General features: G+C 61.8%; 12 protein-coding genes and 1 riboswitch. Of the genes, 5 read left to right on the top strand and 7 right to left on the bottom strand.

All coding sequences use genetic code 11. From position 1 onward, the window contains the following. Positions 1–4: 4 nt before the first annotated feature. The 7 genes from E8K79_RS15245 to E8K79_RS15215 form a co-directional block, all read right to left on the bottom strand. Positions 5–1138: a ribonuclease D gene (locus E8K79_RS15245; RefSeq protein ID WP_136515447.1), complete on the bottom strand. Its 1134-nt coding sequence runs from the start codon at positions 1136–1138 to the stop codon at positions 5–7. A gap of 171 nt (positions 1139–1309) precedes the next feature. After that, the gene (hisC, locus tag E8K79_RS15240; RefSeq protein ID WP_136515446.1) at positions 1310–2362 is read right to left on the bottom strand and encodes a histidinol-phosphate transaminase; all 1053 of its coding nucleotides are present in this window, start codon (positions 2360–2362) and stop codon (positions 1310–1312) included. A 74-nt stretch (positions 2363–2436) separates the two neighbouring features. Continuing rightward, positions 2437–3501 carry a cyclic dehypoxanthinyl futalosine synthase gene (gene mqnC, locus E8K79_RS15235; protein WP_136515445.1) on the bottom strand — a complete coding sequence of 355 codons (1065 nt, stop codon included), beginning with the start codon at positions 3499–3501 and terminating at the stop codon, positions 2437–2439. Between the two features lie 100 nt (positions 3502–3601). Then, positions 3602–4678 carry an aminofutalosine synthase MqnE gene (gene mqnE / locus E8K79_RS15230; RefSeq protein WP_136515444.1) on the bottom strand — a complete coding sequence of 359 codons (1077 nt, stop codon included), beginning with the start codon at positions 4676–4678 and terminating at the stop codon, positions 3602–3604. An 89-nt stretch (positions 4679–4767) separates the two neighbouring features. After that, entirely contained in the window at positions 4768–5379 is a 612-nt protein-coding gene (locus E8K79_RS15225; protein WP_136515443.1) for a UbiX family flavin prenyltransferase, read from the bottom strand. After that, positions 5376–6245 carry a 4-hydroxybenzoate octaprenyltransferase gene (locus tag E8K79_RS15220; RefSeq protein ID WP_136515442.1) on the bottom strand — a complete coding sequence of 290 codons (870 nt, stop codon included), beginning with the start codon at positions 6243–6245 and terminating at the stop codon, positions 5376–5378. The genes E8K79_RS15225 and E8K79_RS15220 overlap by 4 nt, the downstream gene beginning before the upstream one ends. 27 nt (positions 6246–6272) lie before the next feature. Continuing rightward, positions 6273–7640, bottom strand: coding sequence for a UbiD family decarboxylase (locus tag E8K79_RS15215; RefSeq protein ID WP_136515441.1), 1368 nt, complete (start codon positions 7638–7640; stop codon positions 6273–6275). A gap of 372 nt (positions 7641–8012) precedes the next feature. Here E8K79_RS15215 and E8K79_RS15210 point away from each other — a divergent pair, with 372 nt between their 5' ends. The 5 genes from E8K79_RS15210 (at position 8013) to E8K79_RS21330 (ending at position 19619) form a co-directional block, all read left to right on the top strand. Beyond that, on the top strand, positions 8013–8618 hold the full coding sequence (locus tag E8K79_RS15210) for a hypothetical protein (protein WP_136515440.1): 606 nt from the start codon (positions 8013–8015) through the stop codon (positions 8616–8618). Between the two features lie 369 nt (positions 8619–8987). Further along, a riboswitch (cyclic di-GMP riboswitch) is annotated at positions 8988–9072 on the top strand. Positions 9073–9275: 203 nt separating this feature from the next. After that, a complete protein-coding gene (locus tag E8K79_RS15205) occupies positions 9276–9773 on the top strand; it encodes a DUF11 domain-containing protein (RefSeq protein ID WP_162604679.1) in 498 nt (165 codons plus the stop codon). 168 nt (positions 9774–9941) lie between these two features. Further along, positions 9942–11372 (top strand): S24/S26 family peptidase, encoded by a 1431-nt coding sequence (locus tag E8K79_RS15200; protein ID WP_136515438.1) that lies wholly within the window; start codon positions 9942–9944, stop codon positions 11370–11372. Positions 11373–11431: 59 nt separating this feature from the next. Then, positions 11432–12688, top strand: a complete 1257-nt coding sequence (locus E8K79_RS15195; RefSeq protein ID WP_136515437.1) for a hypothetical protein — start codon at positions 11432–11434, stop codon at positions 12686–12688. A 19-nt stretch (positions 12689–12707) separates the two neighbouring features. Next, on the top strand, positions 12708–19619 hold the full coding sequence (locus tag E8K79_RS21330) for an OmpA family protein (RefSeq protein ID WP_198419828.1): 6912 nt from the start codon (positions 12708–12710) through the stop codon (positions 19617–19619). Position 19620 lies beyond the last annotated feature (1 nt).

Below are 19620 nucleotides of genomic sequence, written 5' to 3'. Positions count from 1 at the left end.
CTCTTTAGGAAATGAGCGAGACCAGCTCGTCGCCAAAGGCCTCGCGCTGCCAGCGCTTCAAAAGCGCGTTATGGGAGGAGCCGGGCTCGGCCAGGGCCTCCAGAAGCGTATTGTTGGCGACAAGACCGACGCCGAGCCCTAGCTGGGCCGACTTCGCCTCGCGCCAGACCTTGAGGCGCTTCACCTTTTCATCCTGGATCCGGTCCAGCACCGGACGACGCGACTGCTGGACCTGGGGGAGCTTATCCTGCGGCACCGCAAGGCCGGCGACGACCGCCTGCAACAGGCCGCGACCCAGGCGTTCGATCAGCTTCGAGGACATGCTGTGGATGCCGACCAGCTCGAAGTTGTTCCTCGGCTGCTTCTCCGCTAGCTCGCGCAGCAGGTCGTTGCTCAGGATACGGAAAGGGGGGACGTCGGCGCTGCGCGCCTTCTCGTCGCGAAACTTCAAGAGCTCCTCGAGGACGGCAAGCTCGCGCGGCTTCATCTTGTTGGCACCCTTGAAGCGCAGACACATGAGCTCCCCTTCGCGTGAAGGGGAACGCACACCGGCCACCAGCTCCGATTCCTCCTCCACCCAGGTGAGCCGCCCCTTGCCGACCAGTTCCTGCTCGAGCTGACGGTAAAGCGGGATGAGGAGGGAGGTGTCCTTCATGGCGTATTCCAGCATCTCCGGCGAGAAGGGACGCTTGCTCCAGTCCGCCTTCTGGTAACGCTTGTCCAACTCCACCCCGAAACGCTTCTTCAGCAGCGCCGCAAGGCCGAACTCGCTCTCGCCGAGGAACTGGCTGGCGATCATGGTGTCGAACAGGTTCACGACCTCGATGCCGAAGTCGCGGTACAGCGAACGCATGTCGTAGTCTGCGCCGTGGAAGATCTTCTTGATGGCGGGGTTCGCGAAGATAGGGGCGAGCACCCTCACATCGAGATCGGCCAACGGATCGATCAGGCGGTTTTCCTGCTCGGAAGAGACCTGGATCAGGCAGACCTTCTCGGTGTAGTGGTGCAGCGAGTCGGCCTCGAGGTCGAAAGCCAGAACCGTCTCTTTCGCGAGCCGCTCGACGAGTTCATCCAGGGTCTTTTGGTCGGTGATGAGGTATGCCGCTGCGGGATTTGTAGCTTTATGTCTGTTCTGCAAAAGTCTCCGTCCGTTTCTGCATCTCTATATGCGGTCAAAATGGTTAGCTGGGCAGGATGCCGGCGGGCTGGGCCAGTCGACGCGCCAGCCGCAAAGATTACAACTTTTTCACCTTATACACAAGTGCCTGAATATCTTTTTTGCGAAAAAACTTCTCGTTCAGGAAACGGTTTACCGCCCCGGGCCGATCTCGACCAGGGCCTGCACGGTGCGCTCCATCTCCTCTTTCGTTCCGATGCTGATACGCAGGCCGTGGCTGAGCTTCGGGTCGGTGAAGTGCCGCACCAGGATCTTTCTGTCGTAGAGCCCCTGGTAGACGCGGGTGCCGTCTCGGTCGGGAGGGGAAGCGAAGACGTAGTTCCCGCTGGACGGAATCACGTGGTAGCCGATCTTTTCAAGTTCGGCGCTGAACCAGGCGCGCGTCTCCTTGATCTTCGCTACGCATCCGCGGAAATACTCCTGGTCGCTCAGCGCGGCAGCCGCTGCGGTCTGGGCCAGGCGGTCCAGGTTGTAGTGGTCGCGGATCTTGTTGAGTGCAGCGATCACCTCGGGACGGGCGATGGCGAGGCCAAGCCTCATGCCGGCGAGCGAATAGCTCTTGGAGAAGGTCCGGGTGACCACGACGTTGTCGAGAGAGCGCACGAGCTCGAGCGAGGTCTCCTCGGCGAAATCGGCGTACGCCTCGTCAACGACGAGTACCCCTGAGAGCCGGCCTGCCAGATCCGCTATGTACTTTTGGCTGTAGGTGAAGCCAAGGGGCGCGTTCGGGTTGGTGAGGAAGAAGAGCTTCGCATCGTAGCGCTCCGGAATCCCCTGCGGCTCGAACGCCTCGGAGAGCCCGAAGGTGCGCACCTTGGCGCCCTGGATCTCGGCAAGCGTCCCATAATAAGAATAGGAGGGATGGATGTAGGCGACCTCCTCCCCCTCCCCGGCAAAGGCGCGGATCAGGTTGTTCAGCACCTCGTCCGAACCGTTGGCCATGATGATCCATGAGGGATCGAAACCGTACAGCCGGCCGGCTTCTTCGCGGGCCAGGCGGCTCGCGGCGTCCGGGTAACGGCGCAGCCCCTCGCCGACCTCGGCGGTGATCGCCTCGATCACCCGCGGTGACGGCGGATAGGGGTTCTCGTTCGTGTTCAGCTTGATGTAGGAGGCCGCATCTTCGGGCTGGAAGCCGGGGACATAGCCTGCCATATCTGCGATGTTTTTTCGCAGGGCACTCATGGCAACTCCTTTGCTGGCAGATTCAGGGTGTGAATATAACCAAATTTCAACGGGAAAGTCAAAGATCGCCGCGATTAGTAGCGCTCGAGCTCCCGGTAGAGGGTGGTGCGTCGGACCGGCGTGAAGCCGGCACCCTTGATCAGTTCAATCATCTGCTGCTGCGACATGCGGAAGCGACATCCCGCCGCGGCGACCACGTTCTCCTCGAGCATGGTCCCCCCCACGTCGTTCGCGCCGAAGAATAGGGCGACCTGGGCCATCTTGGCTCCCTGGGTCACCCAGCTTGCCTGGATGTTTTTGATGTTGCGCAGCACGATGCGGGAGAGCGCCAGCACCTTCAGGTATTCGACGCCGCTCGCCGTCTCGCCGCCAAGCTCGGTGTTCCCCGGCTGATAGGTCCAGGGGATGAAGGCGGTGAAACTGCCCCCCTCGACCTGCAAGTCACGCACTCGGAACAGGTGCTCGACGATGTCCTCTATGCGCTCCTTGCTGCCGAACATCATGGTCGCCGTGGTGGACATGCCGAGTTTCGCCGCCTCGCGCATCACCGTCGCCCATCCCTGCCACCCGATCTTCTTCGGGGAGATCTCGGCGCGCACGCTGTCCACGAGGATCTCGGCGCCGCCGCCCGGGACGGAATCGAGCCCCGCCTCCTTGAGGCGCGCGAGCGTTTCGGGGATGGAGAGTCCGGAGAGCCTTGCGGTGTGGGTGATCTCCGCGGGAGAGAGCGAGTGGTTCTGCACGCCGGGGAAGCGACGCTTGATCTCGCGGAAGAGCTTCTCGAAATAGGTGACGTCGAGGGAGGGGTGCAGCCCACCCTGCATCAGGAGCTGGGTGCCCCCCTGGTCCACGAGTTCCTGGATCTTCGCCATGATTTCGCCGTTCTCCAGCAGGTAGGCGTCCGAGGCGTCGGCGTTTCTGTAGAACGCGCAGAACTTGCACTGCGACTCGCAGACGTTGGTGTAATTAACGTTGCGGTCGACCACGAAGCTCACGCACCCATCCGGGTGCATGCTGCGGCGGATAGTGTCGGCGATGCGACCGACGGCGACGAGGTCCCCCTCGGTGAGGCACCAGAGGGCCTCTTCACGGGTCAGTTCGGCGCCGGAGGCTACTTTTTCATTTATTGTTTTGAGCATGGTGAACCTGCCATTTTCTTTCGGCTCGCGGCAACGGGGTTGTGGACCCGGTGGACCTGGTGAGGCCGTGGAGCCGGTGGACCGTCCGTGGACGGGGATACTAGTAAACGTGCAGTTCGCGGTAGAGCGTGTCGCGCTCGACCGGGATACGCCCCGCCTTGCGGATCATGGCGACGATGGCGTCGCGGCTCATCGCCTGCGGCGTCTCGGCGCCGGCATCGTGGCCGATGCGCTCCTCTACAACGGTTCCGTCGAGATCGTTGACGCCGAAGCAGAGCGAGACCTGCGCGATCTTCTCCCCGAGCATGACCCAGTAGGCCTTCACGTTGGCGAAGTTGTCGAGATAGATGCGCCCGACCGCGAGGGTCCGCAGATCGTCGACGCCGCTCGTGCCGCTGCCGCCGATCTTAAGCTCCGAGTGCTCGGGCTGGAAGGCAAGCGGGATGAAAACCTGGAAGCCGCCGGTCAGGTCTTGCAGCTCCCTTAACTGACGCATGTGGTCGACGCGGTCGGCAGCGCTCTCCAGGTGCCCGTAGAGCATGGTGGCGTTCGATTTCAACCCGGCCTCGTGCACCTGTTTCATGATCGAGAGCCACTCTGCGCCGCTTATCTTCTCGGGGCAGAGCTGGTTGCGGATTTCCGGGGCGAAGATCTCTGCGCCGCCGCCGGGAAGCGAACCGAGCCCGGCCTCTTTGAGCTTCTCGAGGGTCTGCGGGATGGTGAGCTTGGCAAGGTCGGCAAGGTAAGCGATCTCGACCGCGGTGAAGGCCTTCACGTGCAGGTCGGGAGAGACCGACTTGATGGTAGCGAGCAGTTCCAGATAGAACTCGAAGGGGAGATCGGGGTGCAGCCCGCCGACTACGTGGATCTCGGTTGCCCCCTGTTGCAGCGCCTCCTCGGCCCGGGCACGCACCTCGTCCAGGGACATCAGGTAAGCGCCCTTCTCGCCGGGCCTTCTGAAGAAGGCACAGAAGCGGCAGCGGTTCACGCAGATGTTGGTGTGGTTGATGTGGCGGTTGACGTTGAAGAAGACCTTGCGGCCGTTACGCCGCTCGTTCACGGTCTGGGCCAGTTCACCAAGCGCCAGGAGGTCGGGGTACTCAAAGAGAAAGAGCGCCTCGGCTTCGTCGATGCGCACTCCGGAATTCACTTTTTCTGCTATCGCTGCAAAGTTCATTGCTGCTTTTTCCTTTCTTGTCGGACGTCAGACCAGTCAGACCAGTCGGACGGGTCGGAAGTGGCGGACCGGCAAACTCACAAGCCCGCCTATGCTTCGGCACCCCAGCGTTTGAAGAGATTGTGCTCGACCTGCACGCTGTCCAGCACCTTCCCCACCACGAAGTCCACCAGATCCTCAAGGCTTTGCGGCTTGTGGTAGAAACCGGGCATCGCGGGTACGATACGCACACCCAACCGGGAGAGCTTCAGCATGTGCTCCAGGTGTATCGCGTTGAAGGGGGTCTCACGAGGCACCAGCACGAGCGGGCGCCCCTCCTTGAGCATCACGTCGGCCGCACGCTCGAGCAGGTTGCCGGCGTTGCCGCAACTGATGCGGGAGAGCGTTCCCATGGAACAGGGAACCACGATCATGGCATCCGGCGCGGAAGAACCGCTGGCGATGGGGGCGAAAAGGTCGTCGCTGGCGTAGTAACGCAGCCCGTCACCCTCATACCCAAGCCAGCCGCGCAACTGTTCCTGCACCTCTGCGGCCGTCCCCCCCCAGGAAAGCCCGCACTCCTCGCGCAGAACGGTGAACCCCGCCGCGGTGATCAGGACGCTGACCCGGGCCCCACACTTGAGCAGTTCCTCGACAACCCTCAGCCCGTACACGCTGCCGGAGGCACCGGTTATGGCGACTACGAAGTGCTGCTTGCTCACAGCGCACCTGCGGTCATCGTGTCCAGTAAAGTGGCGAAGAAGAGGGTCACGCTGATGTAACCGTTCATGTTGAAGAAGGCCGCATCGAGACAGGAGAGGTCCCCGCCGCGCAACAGGTGATGCTCATACAGCAGCATTCCGCAGGTGGCGACCACACCGGCCAGAAAGAAATGCCCGAGCCCGAGATGGAAGTACAGGCCGATCAGAAAGAGACAGGAAACGACGTGGAAGATGCGCGAGGTCCAGAGCGACCCGTTGACGCCTAGCCTCGCCGGAATGGAGTGCAGCCCGCTTTCACGATCGAAGTCCATGTCCTGCAGCGCGTAGAGGATGTCGAACCCGGCCACCCAGAACAGCACAGCGAAGGCAAGCAGGAAGGCGGGGAGGTCGGCGCTGCCGCGAATGGCGATCCATGCACCGAGCGGTGCACCGGCAAGACAGATGCCCAGGACCACATGGGCCAGCGAGGTAAAGCGCTTGCAATACGAGTAGAGCAGGATGAAACCGAGCGCCACCGGTGAAAGGTAGAGGCAGAGCGGGTTCAGCATGCGCGCCGCGAAGAGCATGAGCAGCACGGAAATGGCGATGAAGAGGAGCACGGCGCCGCGCCCCAGAAGGCCCGCCGGAATAGCACGCCCCGCGGTGCGCGGGTTTCTGCCGTCGATCTCGGCGTCGATCACACGGTTGAGCCCCATGGCTGCGGTACGCGCCCCGACCATGGCGAGGATGATCCAACCCGCCTGGGCCAGCGTCGGCACCCCACGGGCAGCCAGTACGGCACCGGTGAAGGCGAAGGGAAGCGCGAAAATGGTGTGGCTGAACTTTATCATCTCCAGGAAAATTCTTACCCTGGCGTATATCGTCATCTCTACTCCTGCGTGACTACTCATGAACTACCTTTCCCGCCCGTCGCTGTCGAAGAAGCCGTACTCCCGCCACCTCTTCTCCACCCGGGCGCTTACCGATGCGTCCTGCCGTACTTTATCCGAAACAAGTCCCCCTTCCTCAGGAAGCTTGTCCGTCGCGTCGACCCCGAGACAGCCGTCGGGCGTCACCACCAGGTCGCGCGGAAATTGAACCGCGTTCAGGGCCTGCCAGAACCCTTCCGCAATGGTCAGCTCCCCTTCGGGCCGATCCACGACCACCAGGAGCTTTCCCCGTTTCAGCCATCCCTCGCTGCGCAGCCTTTCCAGGACCCATCGTCCGCCCCCCGGCGCCTTCTTGTCGATGGCGACGATGGCGCAGCCGTGAAAGATCCCCTCCAAAGGCATAACCAGGTCGACTATCTCGGGACAGTCGCGCCGCAAAAACGGGAGCAGCAGCCGCTCTCCGGCCTTGGCGAGGTAGCAGTCTTCCATGGGCGGAGGACCGACCACGGTGGCCTGGCAGATGGGATCTTTTCTGTGGGTAATGCAGGTTACCCGCAGCAGCGGGACCTCTTCCCCCGGATCGTATGCGCCGGTGTGGTTCCCGAAAGGCCCCTCGGCCCGGGCCACTCCCGGCTCGATGACACCTTCAATCACTATCTCGGCGAAAGCCGGAACCAGGAGATCCGAATCGAGGCAGCGCGTCATCTCCACCGGCGCCCCTTCGAGGTAACCGGCAAAAGCGGCCTCGTCCACTCCTTGCGGCAGGGGAAGTGCGGCAGCCAGGGTCAATGCAGGGGACGCACCTACCGCGATGGCGACCGGCATTGGTTTGCCCGCATCGCGGTACTTGCCCCAGTGCGCATGGCCACCGCTTCCCGACTTCCAGCGAATCCCCGCGGACCGATCATCGAAGATGCGCACCCGGTACATGCCGCAGTTGACGGCACCGGTGGCGTGGTCGCGCGTGAAGACTAGGGGAAGGGTGATGAAGCGCCCTTTTTCGCCGGGCCAGCTCTTCAGGAAAGGGTAACGTCCCAAGTCCGGAGTACGACAGACCACTTCCTGGCAGGAAGGGTCCCGCACCAAACGCGGCGCCGGGGCCAGGTCCGGAGACTCAAGCAGGTGTTCCATCTTGCCGGTCAGTTGGGAGAGGTTCTCAACCTGGAGTGCGAGCGCCATCCGCAGGGGTGAGCCGAAGAGATTGGTTGCCAGCGGGTGTGAACTTCCCTTCACGCTCTCAAAGAGAAGCGCCTTGCCGCCGTTGGGGAGCTTGCTCTGGCGGTCCGTGATGCAGGCGATCTCCAGTTCGGGATCGACCTCCGCATCCACCCGCTGCAGTTCTCCCGCCGCGTCCAGCTCGGCAAGAAACCCGCGTAAGTCCCTGATGGCCATGCACACTCCGCAAATAACCTGAACTGCAAGTTTTTAACACTTCCACCGGGCGATGACAACGTTTTTCTTCCCCCAGACCAGGGCGCCCAAAGCATCCCGCGCAGCTCCAGTCTCAGTCTCCGGAATGCGCAGCTGTTCATGAGCCTTCCCCCCGGACTTGGCAGGCCGTGCTGCTAGCCAAGTTTGGTACAGCACCCCCCAAAGCTGCGCAAACGCTGAACATCAACTTTTTGAAAATAGCGAGCAAAATTTCTCCAGTTCAGAAGAATTAATGCCGATAAGTGGACTACATACGACGTTTCTGTCACATGAGAAAATTCTGGCACCGTGTATGTAATAGAGGTAGCAACCAGGTAAAAAAGGGGGGCTTCCATGAACACCTACACCACCACGAACCACGCATCCCGCAAAAGCTCATTCAGCGCAAGAACCAGGGCGCTTCTTCTCTCGATTTCCTTGGTGGTCATCGCCGGCTGCGGCGGTGGCGGAGGCGGCAGCGCCCCTGCAGGCGTCGACACAACTCCGACCGCGCCGAGCAACTCCTACACCATCACGAGCGACGGCTACGGGCTGGCAAAGGTGACCTACCTCTCCTCCAGCAAATCCGATCTCGGGATCGTGTTCCGCGCAGCCATCGCGACGAGCCTCACCGATCCGGACTACAAGACGGTCACCCGCATCGACATCGACCCCGGTGCTGCGATCACGCCGCAGGCGGTGTACTCTCTGGGGAGCGGTGGAGCGGCCCCTGCTTTCCCCGGCAGCGTCTACTTCCTCAACGGGCAACCTTCTACCCTGATTAGAACGATCGGTGGCACGATCAGCTTCACCCGTTACGGCAGCAACACCGGGGACAGGGTGAGTGGAAGCTACAACGCGATAATAGAAGACGACAACAACCCGGCCAAGCCTACCTACACGGTCGCCGCGAGCTTTGACTTCGTGATCGACAGCTACGGCCCGGCACCGGCCCCTTAACCAAACATAAAAGGCCTGAAAAACCACCGCCGCCGGCAGCAACACTGCCGGCGGCGGTTTTTTTCCTCTCCAGTCTGCCCCCCTGATCGAAAACCGACTCATGAATGAAGCTGGGTGCCACCTGCCGCAGCGGCAAGACAGATGCGCCGATGCACCCGCCCCACCTCTCATTGGAAAAATAACTTTATATTTTTCAAGCAATTTGGTATTGTGGCGCGATTTTGTAGGACATAAGATGGCGGACATCTAAGCATACTCGGAAGCGCCGCTGGAGATCGACTCCGTAACCGCTCGACAATATTGGTATAACCAGTTTCCAATTACTCAAGGTAAGGCATGGTTTCATAGCTCACTTAGAGACATAGCTTACTCCGATAACGGCAAACCCGGAGCAATCCGGCGACGCAAAGCCACGGGTCCACTGCGAGAGGCAGGGGATAGCCGGGTTACCGAAGAGCATCTGGAGTCAGGCCCGCAAGGGGAGAGCTGCGCTTTCCCAACGGTCAGAGATGCCCGTCTCCATTTATATGCAGACGGGTATTTTTGTATCAGAAGCATCAAAGTGTGAAAGCTGCCGTATAAGCGGCACTTATGCACACGACAAACGTAAACAATAAGCATCACAAAGAGCATCAAGCGCCACAACAAGGAGAAAAAATGAAAAGAACAAGCAATTTGTTGGCAGGCACCGTCGGTCTCCTGCTGGCGGCAATGCCGCTATCGGCATGGGCGCAGCCCAAGGTGGCCATCACCATCAAGGCCGAGAAAGAGGTGAGCGTAACCGCCAAGGGGAAACAGGTGAAGAAGCGGATCGCCGCGAAGGGCGTTCAGCCGGGCGAGGAGATCATCTACACCCTCAACTACGTAAACTCAGGCACTGAGGCCGCGAAAGACGTGGTCATCAGTGATCCCATCCCTGCCGGAACCTCGTACATCCCCGGTAGCGCGAGCGAGACCGGCGACCTCTCCTTCTCCATCGACAAAGGAAAGACCTTCAAGAAGCCGACGCTGCTCACCTACGAGGTGAAGGGAAGCACCGGGAAACTCGAAAAGAAGGTGGCATCTCCGGAGGATTACACCGATGTGCGCTGGACCATTCCTCAGGTGCCGGCAGGGGGCAAGGGCTCAGTCAACTTCAAGGTAAAGGTCAAATAGTTATCAAAGCGTATATGACACACTGCAGACAAATACATCAAGTTATCGAAACAGGAGGCTTATGACACAAAACTGAAGCGAAAACCACATGTGCAGTAGAAACAAGCAAAGCAGTGCCAGCAGTACTTTTATTTTTTATTGAAATGATGCAGTAAAAAAGGAGACCAAATGAAACGTAATCTTTTTGCCGTCCTGGCGCTTAGCGCCATGGCGGCGGCCGCCGTTCCAGCCACGGCAGTGGCCAGCACCACCGCCGGCACAACAATTCTCAACGTAGTAACCGTCGACTACAAGGACGTCAGCAGCGCTCACACCTTCAACGCAGCGTCTTCCACCACGGTCACCGTCAACCTTGTCAAGGCAGGGCTTAACGTCACCACCGCGCCGAGCAGCGCCACCATGCCAGGCTTCAGCTGTCTCGTAACCGGCAACTACGCCTCCAACGAGACCTTCAGCGCCTACTACGCTCTGACCGCTACCGCCAACGGCCAGGACACCTATCAGCTCTCCTTCACCAGTACTGCGAACGACGCAAGCAGCAGCAGCGCGACTTACACCGTACTCAAAGCTGACGGGTCTCCCCAGGGTGCAGCTAGCTCCCTCATGCTGAACAGCGCCATCGTAGTCGGCATCTCGGGCTCCGACACCCTGCTCTTCCCGGGTGGCTCCCTCAAGAGTGAAGCTGACGGAGGTTTCACTCCAGGCGACATCGTAGTCGTTGATTACAGCTCCTCCAAGACCGCCTACCTGGTCGACACCGTAACACTCGGCCATGCTGCAAGCACCACGGTGCTGGAAGCCCGCGACGCAGTTAAGCTCAAGATGTTCCCCAACGCGAGCGGCATCGGCATCGGCAACGGCAATACCGCACCGGCTTTCGGGACCACTCAGCCGGTTATCGGCTCCGTGATGGGCGAAGCGGCAATCGTCAGGATTGATGTGACCGCCGTCCCCAGCGCGAAGGATACCGACGCCACAGTGGACTACCAGCTCACCGCCACCGACAGCTCTAACACTTACACCACTTACATTGGCAGCAGCAGCAACTCCCCGAAGAACTACTGCCGCGCCGGCTACTTCCTCGCGACCAAGCTCCAGATCCTGAAGCAGGTGAAAAACCTGACCAAGAATCAGGCGGAGTACACCGCTACGGCAAGCAGCGACCCCCGCGACGTACTCGAATACTTGATCACGGTAACAAACGGCGGCGGACAGGCCATATCCACTGCAGTCTCCGACAATGTCCCCACTTACACGAAGCTCGTCACCTTCCAAGACAACTACGGTTCCGGCACAGCCAACGATACGACCGGCTTCTTCGCCCAGGTATCCGATAGTTCCAAAACGGTCGACGTCAAGATGGACACCGCCGGCGACAGCCAGCCGGCAAGCCCGAATCCTAGTGTCGGTTTCGGCAGCGCAACTGGCGTATCTGCCGGCTCCGCACTCCACTTCTACCTCGGTCAAGGCTCCAGCGAGAACGCAGGCGGTACCGTGCCCTCTTGCAACGACAGCGGCAAGAACACCCAGGCACTCTGCGTCACCCCGTACAAATGGAACAGCACCTACACCATTAAGTACCGCGTGCAGGTGGACTAAGCCCGTCGGGCTCTCCGGACCGGCAACGGACCGGAGAGCCCCGCCTAGGAGGTAGATAGATGCGAGCTGTTAAATCGCTGCTGGCGCCTGTGCTGGCAGCTACGGCGGTGCTGTGCGCCCACGCTGCGTTCGCCAGCACTGCCGCCAATACCGCCATCGTGAACAAGGCGGTCCTTTCCTATAACGGGGGGCTCACCGCCGAGAGTTCGGTCACGGTTAAGGTCGACCTGGTGCCGTCGCTCCCCAACGTCACCATCACTAGCGGCAGCGGCGCCTACCAGGGCCCCGACACCCCCGCGATCTCGAACACGGTAACCGTGACCTCGTCCGCGAACGGCCCGGCCGACTACACCGTCACCCCGTCCGTGGCAGCTGCAAGCAACACCACCGGTGCAACCGTTACCGGCGGAGCCAACATCAAGCTCGGCGCAACCATCACCGCCGGCACCGGCACCACCACCTCCATCGTGGTCCCAGCCCCGATCGGGGGTGCCATCACCGCCGACGCCGAGGTGAACGGCATCGCAGTGAACGACATCATCGTCTTCACGGTGAATAACCACACCTACACCCCGAAGGTGACGTCGACCCAGTACAACTCGGCCAACAACACCTTCACCATCAACTGGGCCAACACCCAGGCGATCGCCTCGACCGATGTCCTCGGCGCCGGCGTGCAGGTCGGGGAGCGCCAGGAGGTCACCCTCACGGCGAAGCCCGGCACCATCGCCACACTCGGCCTCGACATCACCACCACGGTGAAGGCGGAGGTCACCGCGACCAACTTCCCGACCAATTCCGCCACCACCGCGCCGGCGAACAAGTGGACCTCCACGCCGCCGACCATCACCTTCCAGAAGTACTCCAGGAACGTGACGTCGCCGGTCACCGGCAGCGGCACCCCGCACTACAACTCCTCCATCGAGGGGAACACCGGCGCGGGTTCGCTTCCCTACTTCACCGGCGGGGTCACCGGGAAACCGGACGACGTGATCGAGTACGTCATCGAGGTATCCAACAGTGGGTCCAGCACCTTCGACCTCACCACGTGCGCCGTCTCGGACCACATCCCGACCGCCTACGTAACCGACCCGTTGCCGGCCTACACCGGTTCCCGTTCGATCTTCTACATCGACACCAACGCCGCTGCCTCCACGATCGCCGCCGGTGCCATTGGCGCCAACCAGGCGAGCTACGTAGCCGGCAACTCCCCGAACCTGATCGTCAACGTCGGAGATGGCGCCAACGCCACCACCGCCGGGACCATCCCGATCGGCAAAGGGGTCGCCGTGGCTTACCGCGTGAAGATCAAGTAAGGAGCATAACGGCAGCGTGATGATGAAACGGATCTGCAACATCTTGAGCAGTCTCTCCGGCCTTCGAGCCGGGGAACTTGCCGGTACCAGTGGTCGCCGGCCTGGCCGCGGTGCGTCTGCACCGCGGGCTGCGCTCGAGTTGCGTCCGAAGCGGCGCCACATCCCTGCCTCGCTGACACTTCTCATCCTCTCCCTTCTCCTGCTGTTCGGGGGAAGGGAGGGCATGGCCGCCGTGAACGGCGACCGGATCGTGAACCGCGCCACCTTCAGTTGCAGCCAGCTTCCGGAAGTCGCAACCCAGGTAACGGTGACGGTGATGGCGCGCACCAGCTCGACCGCGGAGTTTCTCAAGTACTCGCCGGGCGTGACCGGCGCGAGCAGCGTCACCGTCCCTGCCACCTCCTTCTACGACGCGACCGGCACGCTCGCCAAGCTCGCCGCACCGGTCACCTCTGGAACCGAGAGCGCCATCGACCTCTCCACGCCGGTGCAACTATCGGCTTCCGACGCATTCCACGCCGGCGAACCCCTCTTCGTCAGGATCACCGATCCGGACCAGAACCTGGATAGGGAAAGCGCCGAAAGTGTGAAGGTGACGATTACCGATCCTGCTACCGGCGACAGCGAGAACCTGCTGCTCACGGAAACCGGTCCTGATACCGGCATCTTCGTCGGCTACATCCAGACCACGTCCCAGACGGGCGTCACCGGCAACGGCGTTCTCAGCGTGACCGAGGCCTCCGACATAAGGGCGCGGTATGTCGACAAGGTGGACGGCAGTGACAGCTCCGCAGCCGCCGCCATCGTCGACCCCTTCGGTATCGTCTTCGATTCAGTGACCGGACGACCCGTCGACGGTGTCACCGTAGAACTCATCGACGCAAGCACCGGGCTTGGCGCCAAGGTCCTGGGCGACAACGGTGTCGCCAGCAACCTCTTCCCGAATAAAGTCGTATCCGGCGGTATCGCCCACGACAGCGAGGGAAGAACCTACGCATTCAGCCCGGGGGGGTACCGCTTCCCGTACGTTGCTCCGGGTAACTACATCCTCAAGGTGACGACGCCGGACCGCTATACCGCCCCCTCAAGCGTCGACACCGCGAAGCTGCAAACCCTCTCAGGGGCCCCGTACAAGATCCTGGAGCCCGGTTCGCGCGGTGAGGTCTTCGTAGTACCAGCAGGTCCCGCGATCCGTGTCGACCTCCCGATCGATCCGAAGATCGGCACCCTCTGGCTTAAGAAGAGTGCCGGCAAGAGCATCGTTTCAACCGGCGAGTACCTAAGCTACGACGTCGCGGTGCAGAACACCGATTCGGTCGGCACCGTCTTCAACATCGTGATCACCGACAAGCTCCCCGCCGGGTTCCGCTACCAAAAAGGATCCGTCCGTCTGAACGGCTCCGCCGTAGCAGATCCCGCGATCTCCGCCGACGGCAGCACGCTGACCTTCAGGATCGGGGACCTCGCTCCGAAAATCACTGCACTTCTGCGTTATGTCGTCGTGGTCGGGACAAGCGCGAGCCCCGGCACCGCGGTGAACACCGCTTCGGCCACGAGCACACCCGCCGTCAGCGCAACACCGGCCACCGCTTCCGTAACGGTGCAGGAGCCGTTCATGCAGAGCCGCAACATCATCATGGGGCGCGTCTTCGTGGGTGCGTGCAGCGAGAACTTCGAGGACAACAAGAAGGGGATGGAAGGAGTCGGGATCTACCTTGAGGACGGCACCTTCGTGGTGAGTGACAAGCGCGGCATGTTCCACTTCGAGGGAGTGGCCTCGGGCACGCACGTAGTGCAGCTCGACATCGACTCCCTCCCCGAGGGTTACCAGGTGCAGCAGTGCGAGAAGAACAGCCGGTTCGCCGGGCGCGCCTACTCGCAGTTTGCCGAGTTGCAAGGCGGCACCATGTGGCGCACCGACTTCTACCTCTCCCGGCTGGGCGACAAGGGCGCCACCGCAGACGCAGTGCCGGCCGTAACCGCCGCGAAAACCACCGTGGCCGCCCCAGCTACCGCGCCCGCAGTTACCACGTCTGCGACAAGCGCGCCCACGGCATCCACTGCACCTACCACATCCACGGCATCCACCGGGCCCACCGCAGCAGCGCCGCCATTGGAAGACCCGAGATACCAAGGCGAAGTTGCCATGGAGATGATCAGCGCCCAAAGCGGTGAAGTAATCGAGTACCGGATACCGATGCAGGCTGCCGGCGTGCCCCTCCAGAGGCTGCACCTCACCGTTACCCTGCCGCAGGGAGTGAGCTACCGCAAGGGAAGCAGCAGCCTGGGCGGCCTCCCGTACCTCGACCCTGAGAGCACCGGGAACCGTCTCATTTTCGATCTCGGTGCTGCCGACGCGGCCTGGGTCAAAGAACTCCGTTTCAAGGCAGGCATCGACGGCGCAGCGCAAGGTGCCCTGCAGACGAGGGCGACCCTCACCTTCGACACCCCGGACGCGAAAGGTGTCGCCGCCCCTGAGGCAGACAACGTCCTATCTCTGGTGCGCGAAGAAAGCCGCGTTTCGCTTCCGCCGATGGTGCTGCGCCCGCATTTCCCGACCTTCGGCGCCGAGCTGAACGAAGAGGACCGCAAGCAGCTTGCTTCGCTGGCCGACCTCCTCAAGCAATACAATATCGACCGGATCGACGTGACCGGGCACACAGACCAGGTGCGCATCTCCCCGCGCAGCCGCACCGTCTATGCCGACAACACCGCCCTCTCCTTCGCCCGTGCGAAGAACGTCGGGCGTTACCTGACCGCCGCGCTGCACCTTCCGCCCGAGGCGCTTTATCTTACCGGCCAGGGCGATAAGGAACCGGTAGCGAGCAACAGGAGCGAAGCTGGGCGCGCGCAGAACCGTCGCGTGGAGGTGAAGGTGTCGCTCTCCCGACAGGTGCAGACAAGTCGGGTGACCATGGTGAAAGACAGAAGCGGCGTGAAGAAGCAGCCCTTGGCCGGAAGCAAGCCCGCACACGCACCGGCGGTGGCATCCGCGGCTGCACCCGCATCCGCATCCGCATCCGCATCCGCACCCGCATCCGCACCCGCATCCGCGCCCGCATTAGCGCCTGCATTAGCGCCTGCATTAGCGCCTGCATTAGCGCCTGCATTAGCGCCTGCATTAGCGCCTGCATTAGCGCCTGCATTAGCGCCTGCATTAGCGCCTGCATTAGCGCCTGCATTAGCGCCTGCATTAGCGCCTGCTCCGGCTAATATTTCGGCAGCCCAGGCCGCTGCCACCAGTCCGACCAGTCCGACCAGTCCGACCAGTCCGACCAGTCCGACAAGTCCGGCAGCTACGGCAGCTACGGCAGCTAAGGCGCCACCTGCCGCCGCAGCCCTTAAAGCCGAACACGTCGAGCTCTACTCAGCCCTCAACGAAGGAGTGGTGCACCACCGTATCAAGCTGGCCGGCATGGACCAGGCGCTCAAGAACGTAACGGTGAACCTCGCGCTCCCGAAGAGCCTCCTCTACATGAATGGCACCTCCCGCCTGTGCGCGAGCGAAACCGCGGACCCGAAGGTCACCGACACAGAAGTTGTGTACCACTTCGACAAGCTCCCGGAGGACGGCAAATTCGACCTGCGCCTGCAGTCGCTCCTCGACCCTGACGTCAAGGAGGAGAACTCCAACACCAACGTCACCATCCGGATCTGCGACGCCGACGGAAAGGCGATGAAGACGTTCAGTGCCACCGCGGAACTCTCCGACAGCATGGAAGAGATCAACCGCCCCGATATCGCGCCGCAGCCCCAGGTTGCACCGACCCCGGCGAAAACGAACGAGGAGACCAGCGTCGAGTTCGAGGAAAAGATCGCCAAAGGAAAGGCCGACGCCGGGCAGGAGAAGTCGAACGACCTACACGTCACCGAGAAGGAAGGTATCCTGTCCCTCACCAACGGCACCGTGCTCGCCTCGCAGATCAACGCGGTCCAGGTCGTGCTCAACTCTGCCCTCACCCCGGTGCTCATGCTCGATGGCCAGACCATCCCGACGGACAAGATAGGCTTCAAACTCAAAGACAGGGAGAGCGACAAGAGCCTCTACACCTACATTGGCCTGGACTTCGGCGACAAGGGCGAGCATATCCTCCAGCTCAAGGGGACGGACACCTTCGGCGCGGTCCGTTTCGACCAGAGCATTAAAGTGAACAGGACCGGCGAGATTGCCGCCCTGCGCCTCGTCTCAGCGGACGGCAACGTCGCCGACGGCAGAACCCCGGTCATGGTGCGTATCGAACTCATGGACCAGGATGGCAAACCAGTTCCGGCAAACGCCCAGCTCGCACTGAAAGGGGGAGAGCTTCGCCCCTACATCGAGCCCGGCACCATTGCGGTCAGCGCAGGCAGCGGCCTCGCCTCGGTGGACGCCCAGGGGTGGATCAAGTTTCAGCCGGTCACCGCAAGCGGCGCGTATCGCACCCAGCTCTCCTACAACAAAGCGACGCTGGACATAGAGACCTACGTGAAGCCGAAGATGCGCGACTGGATCCTGGTCGGCCTCGCAGAGGGGACCGTCGGCTACAACACCGTCACCGGCCATATGCAGAACCTTAAGGATGCCGGAGCGGACGAACACCTCTACGACGACGAGCGCCTCGCCTTCTATGCCAAGGGGAGCGTCAAGGGGGAGTGGCTCCTCACCATGTCTTACGACAGCGCCAAGAAGAGCACCGGCCCGAACGGGAACTCGCTGTTCCAAAACATCGACCCGAACGCCTTCTACACGCTCTACGGTGACGCCACGGCCCAGGCCTACGACGCCTCCAGCCAAAGGAAACTCTTCCTGAAAGTGGAACGCGACCAGTTCAGCGCCGTCTTCGGCGACTTCGACACCGGCCTGTCGGTAACCGAGCTCTCTCGCTACAGCCGCAGGCTGAACGGCGTGAAGACGGAGTACCGCTCCAGGGAATTCGAGGTCACTGCATTCGGCAGCGAGACCGGTCAGTCCTTCGTCAAGGACGAGTTGCGCGGCGACGGCACCTCCGGCCTTTACCGCCTGAGCCGCAAAGGGCTGATGATCAACTCCGAGCAGATCACCATCGAGTCCCGTGACCGCTTCCACAGCGAACGCGTGGTTGAAAGCCGCGCTCTGAGCCGTTTCGTCGACTACAGCATCGATTACGAAGCGGGTACCATCTTCTTCAAGAGCCCGGTCTTCAGCAAGGACGATCAGTTGAACCCGGTCTACATCGTTGTTGACTATGAGGTCAACGATGCCGGCGGCGAGGCCCTCACCTACGGCGGACGCGCCGGCGTAAAACTCATGGACGGCAACCTGCGCATCGGGGGGAGCTACATCCGCGAGGGGCACATAAGCGGGGACAGCACCCTCTACGGCGCCGACGCCAGCATGAACCTAGGGCCGGGGACCAAGGCGCGTGCCGAAGTCGCCACATCCAAGCGTGAGACCCCGCTTGAGAAGGACAGCGGCAACGCCTATCTCGCCGAGATCACCCACATCGACCAGAAGCTCGATGGAAAGGCGTACTACCGTGAGCAGCAGGAAGGGTTCGGCCTAGGGCAGCAGAAGGGGACCGAGTCCGGGACACGCAAGTTCGGCGCCGAGGGAAGCTACCGGCTGAGCGAGCGGTTCACCCTGGAAAGTCAGCTCTACCGCCAGTACAACCTGGTCGGCGACAGCGTCAGGGATTTTATCGAGGCCCAGGCAGGTTACGCCGATAAGGAGTTCACTGGGAAGGCCGGATTGCGCTACGCCAACGACACCCTTACGGGGGGCAACAACGCCACCTCGGTGCTGGGTACAGTCGGGGGGAGCTGGAAGACCTTGAACCAGCGCCTCACCCTACGCGCCGAGCATGAGCAGGCACTACTGAGCAAGGACAAGAACGCCGACTACCCGACCCGCACCGTGTTGGGCGCCGACTTCCAGGTCATACCGTCGCTGCTGCTCTTCGCCCAGCAGGAACTCACCAGTGGCGATGCCGCGGACACCAACACCACGAGGGTCGGGATGAAATCGACCCCTTGGAGCGGTGGAACCTTCTCAAGCTCGGTCGGCAGCGACCGCAAAGAAAACGACCAGAGGACCTTTGCGACCGTAGGACTTGCCCAGAAGTGGCAGGTGAACAGCTTGTGGTCCGTGGACGGCGGGCTTGACCGCAACCAGACCATCCGCAGGAGCAACGGATACCAGTTCGATGCAAAGGTCCCCAGCGCCTCTGGCGGCGAGGACTTCAGCGCCGTTTCGCTCGGCGCCACCTACCAGGAGAAGAGACTCCTTTGGTCCAACCGGATTGAGTACCGCGACGGAGAGAGCGAAGACAAGTGGGGGATCATCTCGGGACTAACCAACGAGCAGGGGCTCTACTGGGGTTGGACCGGAAGGCTACAGGTGCTTCAGACCAAAGGGATTGACGGCTCGCGTACCACCGATGCCGATCTGCGGCTGGGGATGGCGTACCGGCCGCCGGTCACCCGTTGGATCGTGCTCGACCGCCTCGACCTGACCGTCAAGGACACCAAGAGCAGCGGGAGTTCAACCCAGGGCAAAAGGATAATCAACAACCTGAACGCCAACTTCCGCCCGGACAAGCACAACCAGCTTTCGCTGCAGTACGGCGCGAAGTACGTGCTGGAACAGCTGGACGATGACGATTTCAGCGGCTACACCGATCTTATCGGCATCGAGGGGCGCCATGACCTGAGCGACACCTGGGACATCGGGATACGCAGCTCAGTGCTGCACAGCTGGCAGGCACGCCAGGCGAATTACAGCCTGGGCGCGTCGGTCGGCTGCAACGTCATGCAAAACGCGTGGCTCAGCCTGGGCTACAACCTGATCGGTTTCCGCGATGCCGATTTCTCGGCCGCAAACTACACCGCCCAGGGCCCCTTCGTCCAGTTCCGCTTCAAGTTCGACCAGAACAGCGTGAAGGAAGGGCTGGCCGCGCTGAATCGCGGCGAATAAA

This window comes from Geomonas edaphica (assembly GCF_004917075.1).
Lineage (GTDB): Bacteria > Desulfobacterota > Desulfuromonadia > Geobacterales > Geobacteraceae > Geomonas > Geomonas edaphica.
The sequence above is the reverse complement of the archived record's forward strand: the minus strand, read 5'-3'. Positions and strand labels throughout refer to the sequence as shown.